Source organism: Nocardia amamiensis (genome assembly GCF_015477605.1).
GTDB classification, from domain to species: Bacteria; Actinomycetota; Actinomycetes; order Mycobacteriales; family Mycobacteriaceae; genus Nocardia; species Nocardia amamiensis_A.
This window is the reverse complement of sequence record NZ_JADLQX010000043.1, coordinates 41,563-49,090: the sequence shown is the minus strand read 5'-3', so window position 1 is coordinate 49,090 and position 7,528 is coordinate 41,563. Positions and strand designations below refer to the sequence as shown.

The 7,528-nt window shown below is 65.5% G+C and carries 5 protein-coding genes; 2 read left to right on the top strand and 3 right to left on the bottom strand.

The features are described from left to right. Positions 1-2,907, bottom strand: a 2,907-nt coding sequence (locus IU459_RS33595; RefSeq protein WP_195133625.1) for an amino acid adenylation domain-containing protein, incomplete at its 3' end; no start/stop codon positions are given. 33 nt (positions 2,908-2,940) lie between these two features. After that, positions 2,941-3,282, bottom strand: a complete 342-nt coding sequence (locus IU459_RS33590; protein ID WP_324199128.1) for a diguanylate cyclase domain-containing protein — start codon at positions 3,280-3,282, stop codon at positions 2,941-2,943. A gap of 1,196 nt (positions 3,283-4,478) precedes the next feature. Between IU459_RS33590 and IU459_RS33585 the strand changes: the two genes are divergently transcribed. Then, positions 4,479-4,727 carry an IS3 family transposase gene (locus tag IU459_RS33585; RefSeq protein ID WP_195133624.1) on the top strand — a complete coding sequence of 83 codons (249 nt, stop codon included), beginning with the start codon at positions 4,479-4,481 and terminating at the stop codon, positions 4,725-4,727. Between the two features lie 216 nt (positions 4,728-4,943). Then, entirely contained in the window at positions 4,944-5,192 is a 249-nt protein-coding gene (locus IU459_RS33580) for an integrase core domain-containing protein (RefSeq protein ID WP_195133623.1), read from the top strand. 334 nt (positions 5,193-5,526) lie between these two features. Here IU459_RS33580 and eccA read toward each other — a convergent pair whose 3' ends face one another. Then, positions 5,527-7,347: a type VII secretion AAA-ATPase EccA gene (eccA, locus tag IU459_RS33575; protein ID WP_195133622.1), complete on the bottom strand. Its 1,821-nt coding sequence runs from the start codon at positions 7,345-7,347 to the stop codon at positions 5,527-5,529. Positions 7,348-7,528: the final 181 nt, after the last annotated feature.

Below are 7,528 nucleotides of genomic sequence, written 5' to 3'. Positions count from 1 at the left end.
CACCGGCCCCGACGGCGCCCGATACACCCCACCCGCGAACTCCGGCACCGGCAACGCCGCACGATCCAACTTCCCCACCGGCGTCAACGGCAACCCATCCACCACCACCAAAACCGCCGGCACCATAAACCCCGGCAACCCATCACCGACGAACCGCCTCAACTCCTCGACATCGACCCCCACCCCCATCTCGGGCACGACATACCCCACCAACCGGTCGACCCCACCCTCGCCGCGGACCACCACCACCGCCCGCGCCACCGCGTCGTGCCGGGCAAGCGCCGCCTCGATCTCCCCCAACTCGATCCGGAACCCCCGCAGCTTCACCTGGAAATCACTGCGCCCCACATACTCCAACTGCCCATCCGCACGCCACCGCACCAGATCCCCCGTCCGGTACATCCGCTCCCCCGACCCGCCGAACGGATCCGCCACGAACCGACCCGCCGTCAGGCCCGGGCGACCGTGATAGCCCCGCGCCAACTGCACCCCCGCCAGATACAACTCCCCCACCACCCCCACCGGCACCGGACGCAACCACCCGTCCAACACCACCTCGCACACCCCCCGGACCGGGCCGCCGATGGTGATCGGCTCCCCCACCACCATCGGGTCCCCGATGTTCGACATCACCGTCGCCTCGGTCGGCCCGTAGCCGTTGTGCAACCGCCGGCCCGGCGCCCACCGGGTCACCAGCTCCGGCGGACACACCTCACCACCGACCACCACACACCCGAACCCGGACAGCTCCCCCGGATCGAGCGTGGCCAGCACGGTCGGCGTCAGGAAGCCGTGCGTGACCCCCTCCCCGGCGATCAGCCCGGCCAGCTCCGCACCGCCGCGCACCTGCGCCGGTGCGATCACCAACCGCGCCGACGTCGCGAACGCCAACAGCAACTCCAGCACCGAAGCATCGAAACTCGGTGAGGCGGCATGCAACACACGCGACGACGACCCCGCCCGATATCGCTCGAGCTGCTCGACGGCGAAGTTCCCCACCCCCCGATGCGGCACCACCACCCCCTTCGGGACCCCCGTGGAGCCGGAGGTATAGATCACATACGCGGGATGATCGACCCGCAACGGGCCGACCCGATCCGCATCGGTCACCACCGCACCGGACTGCCGAGCACACTCGGCCCGCACCGCCGCATCGTCGAGCACCAACCATTCCACCGACCCCGGCAGTGCACCCGCCTGCTCGCAGAGCGTCATACCCACCACCGCCCCGGAATCGGCGAGCATGTGCGAGATCCGCCCGGCCGGATACATCGGATCCACCGGCACGAACGCCCCCCCGGCTTTGGCGACCGCCCACACCGCCAACACCGACTCCACCGACCGCGGCACAGCCACCGCCACCACCGACTCCGGGCCCACCCCCCGGCCGATCAGCACCCGCGCCACCCGGCTCGACCACTCGTCGAGCTCTCGATAGGTCAGCGATCGCGCCCCGTACACCACCGCCACCGCACCCGGATCCACCCCCGCCGCCTCCGTGAAGATCTGCGGCAGAGTCCAGCCCACCACCGCCGCCGCACCCCGCACCGGCACCAACCGGCTCCGCTCCTCCACATCGAGCAGGCTCAACCGTGATATCTCGGTGTCGTGCTCCGCATGAAGAAAACGACCGAAGAAGTCGATCAACCTGCTGTGAAGACGGTCCAGCTCCTCCTGGGTGTATCTGTTCGGATTTCCGTGGAGGTCGATCGACAAGGCGGCATCATGACCGCTTCCATGAACATTGATCTGCAGGTCGTCCAATATCCCGGACCGCAGAATGTGATAGGTAGCCGTCGCCTCCCCGAGATTCAACTCGGAATCGAACAGCATGAGATTCACAACGGGACCGAACACAGCCCCGATGGTGTTCAGCAGATTCGCATCACGGCGAATATCCTCGTAGCGATACCGCTGATGACGCAGGGCCCCGAGCAGCTCCCGCGCAGACTGGGCGACCAGCTCACCGATCGTCGTCCGCACACCGACGTGGAATCGGATCGGGAGAAGATTCGAGAACATTCCCGCAGCCTGCTTCGCACCAGCGTTCGCCCGACCCGTGACAGGCAGACTCATCACGACGTCGCAGGTATTCGCCATCCGAGACAGGAACGCCGCGATCGCGGCAACGACAACCTGCGCTGGACTCTGCCCGTTCTCCCGGGTCATCGCCTCCAGCCGGGCCGTCAGCTCTGGACCCAACTCCTGCCCGCTCACCAGATCGTAGGCGGCCGGCGGAGCCGATCGTCTCGACAGGCTGATCGGCTCCGGAAGACCGGCAACCCGCTCCGCCCAGTACTGACGATCCGCAACGAACCGACCGGACTCGCGGTACTCGCGCTCCCCTCGATACAGCGTTTCCAGGTCCACCGTCTTCAGCGTCGACGGCTGCCGACCTTCCACCGCGGCGCTGTACCGCTGCGCGATGCGACGAGTGACATTCAGTCCGCCGTATCCGTCCATCGCGATGTGATGGATCCGTGAATACCAGAAGTAATGACCGTCCGCCAGCACGATCAGCTTGGTTTCCGACAATTCGTCACGAAGCAGATCCACCGGTTTGCTGTAGTCGGCACGCATCCACTCCATAGCCGAACGAACAGGATCCGGCTCCGAGCTGAGATCGAGAACACCGTCCTCGTAGGACTGCACCCCCTCCACCCACTGATAGGGAATGCCGTCTACTTCGACCAAGCGGAATCGCCCGGATTTCAGCTCCGCAGTCGCGTCAAGTCCCTCCCGAACCATCAAACCGACGTCGACAGGACCTGTAATTTCGAGGTAATGGGCAATATTGAACGGCACGCCGCTCGACGCCTTCTCCGCCATCCAGACGCCGTACTGTGCCGGCGACAGCGGATACATGGCCGTCGTCACCCCCACCGTATTCTCAGACCGAGCAACCATCGAAGTAGCCTTCCGCTACTTTCAACTTCTGAATTAGCCGAGCATTTGGATGAGGGCCAAACCGGCGGTGATCCGGGCGGCCAGGGCGGTCGCGGTGTCCGCGGTGCCGATGCCCTCGCAGACGAAAGAATTCGTCGCCGCCGAGGCGGGCGACGGTATCGGCCGGGCGGACCGCCCCCGCCAGCCGCCGCCGCGTCGTTGCAGGACGGCGTCACCGTGGGCGTGCCCGAGGCTGTCGTCGACGACCTTGAAGTCGTCGACATCGACTAGCAGCACCGCAAGCAGGGTGCGCCAGCAGTGGGCGGTGTACAGGACGGTGGTGATCCGCCGGTACACCGCGGTGCGGTTCGGCAGCCCGATCAGCGGGTCGTGCAGGCTCTAATGCTGCACCCGGGTTTCGGTGTCGATCCGGCCGGACTCAAGCTCTTAGGTCATCCGCACCAACATACGACCGTAGCTCGACGGAAAGCTAAGCACAAGCGCTTAGTTCATACTTTCGGCGACGACCTCGAAGCGATCCGCAAGCTGCCCGCATCGCTCATCACGAACCGATCTTCTGGCCGCCCGCGGGTTCGTGGGCAAGAACGCGTTGACCGAGTTCGGACAGAGTGTGGTGACCGACATCCATCGCCAACGCGAAGGCAGTTTCCGGGGCATATCCAGCGGCGCCTGCCCGGGACGCGCCGGTAGCGCTGCGGGAAGAACGGAACCCGGCGCGGAAGGTGCCTGCCGAACTACGCCGTTTGCCAGGATTATGCTCGGCGGTAAGTCAGTCCCAGCGCCGATGCTGGCGACCGCCGGGCGGTTGTGGCGCGGTCGCTGCCGGCGAAGCGGCGGTCAGCCGGGGTACTGACGGTGACTCGGCGACCTGCTGGCGGCGGGCGTTGCAACAGCTTTCAGCACCGGTATTCCGTTCCAATCCATTCCATTTCATTCCGATCGCTGGAAATGGAATGAAATGGAATGGATTTCGCTCGGTGAGGAGGTGAACGATCCGGCCGACGGCCAGTGTTTCGCCACCGGTGCCGGGTCGCGGGCGGCGATGTTCTTTGGGGCGGGTGGTCGCCGGTGTGCGCCCACGGACCCAGGTGGTGCTGGGGCGCGGACGGGTGCAGAGTGCGGTCCGAGTGCGCTGTGTCGGCGTATCGCTGCCGGGTCGGCGTTTCGTCCACCTACAGGTGCTGCGGCGGTTCTTCGCGTCAGTTGGTCGTCGGCGTCGTCTACCGAAGCCGAAAAGTCACCCAGTGTCGGGACCTTTTCGGCTTTGGTGGGCGAAAAGGCACCCAGAGTGTGTGTCTTGTACTGAAAAGGTGTACAAGGTGGGTACCTCTTTGATCTTGACTACCTCGGTGTTCGTCTTCAATGCTTGTAGCGGAGAAGGTCCCGATTTTGTTGAGGTACTGCAAGTTTCGCCTAGCAGCGCTCGGCGGTTCGCGGCGAATGTGCGGCAAGCACGGTGGGAACGGGTGAGTTGCTCATGCTCGGTGGCGACTATTGGTGTCGCGTAAGCACATGTCTTGGGCCGGGGCCACCGCCGGGGCGATAGCGAATCGAGAAGATCGGATGCCGGTTTGCGGGCCTGGCTGCGGTCTTACGCCAGGAAAAACCAAGGGCACGGGTTCCGCCGTGCCTGGGCGGCGCTGTTTGACGAGGGCAGCGCGGTGAACAAGAAGAAGGTGCACCGGCTCTGGCGTGAGGAGGGCTTGCAGGTGCGCGAGCATTCCCCGCGTAAGCAGGCCGGGTGTTCGCCGGTGCCGCCGGTCGACGCGGACGCACAGAAGGTGTTGTGGCGTTGGATTTCCATTCGACCCCACCGTTGACGGGCGGGCGATGAAGATCGCGTCGACGCTCGATGAGCACACCCGCGAATCGCTGCTGCACCTGGTCGAGCGGTCGATCACCGCCGAGAAACTCGTCGCCGCGCTGGAGAAGGTGTTCACCGCCCGCTGGTGGCCCACCGCGGGTGCTGCGCATGGACAACGGACCGGAGATGATTTCTATTGCGCTGCACACGTTTTGCGCCGATCGGGTGGGGATTGTCTACATTCCGCCCGGGACGCCCGTGGAACAACGGGTTCATCGAGTCGTTCAACCGGCGGCTGCGTAGTGAGTGCCTCAACCGTAACCACTGGACGAGCCTGCTCGAGGCTCGGGTGGTTATCGGCGATTTCAAGCTCGAGCTCAACCATCGGCATCGGCATTCGGCGCCGGGCTATCTGACCCCGGCCGAGTACGCTGCCCGCTGCGGCCATGTCCACCATCCCGTGGCCTGCTACATCAACTGAAACGGGATCGAAACAACCCGGGCTCAAAGACCGGGTGGTCCCGTTATCGGGGACCGGTCAATGCGTCGAATTCACCGAACTCGCGGTAGAGGTCTCCGCCTTCGACGACGCCTGCCGCCGTGAACTTGTCGTAGCGCTTGAACGAAAACTCACTCTTCGTGATAAATGCGAGAAAGCCGGGATTCTTCTCGACACAGTGATCGACCCCAGGCAGTAGCCCGGATACTCGGCGACGTTCTTCCGCTCGTGGCTGACGTCGTACAGGTCGGCGAACTTCGTCGTCAGGTCGGCGACAAGCTCGGCGAGATGCTTCGACTCCCAGTTGTATTCGCACTCAGGGCATGAGGGTCGAGAGCACCACTTCCAGCGCCTTGCGCATATCGTCGGCCTCGATGCGCATCAGGGTTTCTTCGTCGAGGGCGCGGTGGTCGAGGCTGTCGTCCATGGCTAGGCGGTATTCGCGCTCTTCCTCTGCGCTTTCGATGACGTTTCGGATGAATCGGCCGTTGCCGGCGAGGTCGACGCCGCGGCGGGGCAGGCCGCTCTGGTCGGTGCCTTCGGTGGCGTAGAGCGTCGCGCACGACTCGCGCAACAGTTCGACCGCCTCGTCGGCTACGGCGGAATCGCGTTTGGCGGCGATGAATCGGGCTATCTCGCAGAGTTCGCCGGGCGAGTAGGAGTCGAACTTCACGCGCTTGGCGAAGCGGGAGGACAGGCCGTCGTTGCTGGCCAGGAAGCGGTCGATCTCGCCGTCGTAGCCTGCGATGATGACGACCAGGCGGTCGCGATCGTTCTCCATCCGCGCCAGCAGGGTGTCGACGGCCTCGCGCCCGAAGGCGTCACCACCGGAAAGGCCCGCCTGGATCAGGGTGTAGGCCTCGTCGACGAACAGCACACCGTCCATGGCCGAATCGATCAGCTGGTTGGATTTGATCGCGGTCGAACCCAGGTGCTGGCCAACGAAATCGGACCGTTTGGCCTCCACGACCTTGTCGGTCTTGAGCAACCCGAGCCCGCAGTAGATCTTGGCCACCACCCTGGCGATGGTGGTCTTGCCGGTGCCGGGCGGGCCGGTGAAGGCGAGATGCTGGCCGCGGGGCATGCTGTTGAGGCCCTTCTCGGCCCTGATCTTGGCCATCATCGCCGAGGACTGCAGCTTGGCGACCTGCACCTTGACCGCACCGAGGCCGATCTGCGCCGCCAGTTCCGCGCGGGCGGCGGCGAGGATCACCTCGGCCCTGTGATGCTGTTCCTCTTCGGCTGCCTCCGCCAGGGACGGCGCCGACGCCGGATCCCAACGGTCGGTGCGTGATTCGATCTGTTCCTTGGTGGTCACCATGATCCGGAACTTGGGGTCGCGCATCGCGGTGGCGTTGGAGGCGAACCCGGGGACCTGCGTGTAGACGGTCTCGAACAACGCCCGTGCCTCGTTCTCGTGGCCTTGCTCGCGCAACGCCAGCCCGCGGCAGTACATGGCCGCGGTCCGGGCCGCCGGAATCGGGCCGCGCTCGGCCAATTCCAGCCGGCGGGTCGCCTCGCCGAAGAGGCCGAGGTGGGCGCAGGCGGTGCCGACCATGACGTGCGCCCCGGCCGCCATGTATTGGTCCTGCCAGTCGGCCGACCCGGCCAGCACGCCCATCACCTCCGGCCACAGTTGACCGGTGAAATAGAGCACGCCGCGCGCGTAGGCGCAGACCTTGTCGTCGACGGCACGGTCGGGATCCTCGGTCAGCTGCCTGCGACGCTCGTCCAGCTCGTCGAGAACGCGTTCGGCCGCATCGAAATCCCGATCCTCGACGAGGTGCATCGCCTGGGCGAGCCAGATCTCGGTGAGGCTGGCGATCGGATAGTCGATGTACTGGCCGATCTGGAACCGGCCGGCCAGTTGCCGCGGCGGCAGACCGAGCCGGCGCTGCTCACGCAGATGCGAAGTCGTCGAGGTGCGGTGTAACTGGCGTAGCACTTCCTGGGTGGCGTCCCCGGCGGCGACGCGCCCGAGCCAGGCGTCGCACATGTCGGGATCGAGCTCGGTCGCCCGGCGGAAGGCGACCTTGGCGTACTCGAGATTCTTCGCGGCTTGCTGGCCGTCGACCATCAGACCGAGCGAGAGGACGCCCGCGTCGAAGACCTGTTGCGCTTGCCGAATCGCTGACATGCCCGGAAATTAGCGCGAACTCGGCTGTCCGGCCCAGCGAACCCGGACGGCGAACACCGGCCATTCACGGACAGTTCACCCCACCGCGCGCGCTCGACGCGATAACCGCATGTCGTTGCCACACCGCGGGTTACGACAAAGCGAACTCCGCGTCGGGCCACTGCCGCGGGGCACCGTGATT

Coding starts and splice junctions, on each gene's coding strand:
- eccA (WP_195133622.1), bottom strand. CDS start 7,347: ATGTCAGCGATTCGGCAAGCGCAACAGGTCTTCGACGCGGGCGTCCTC.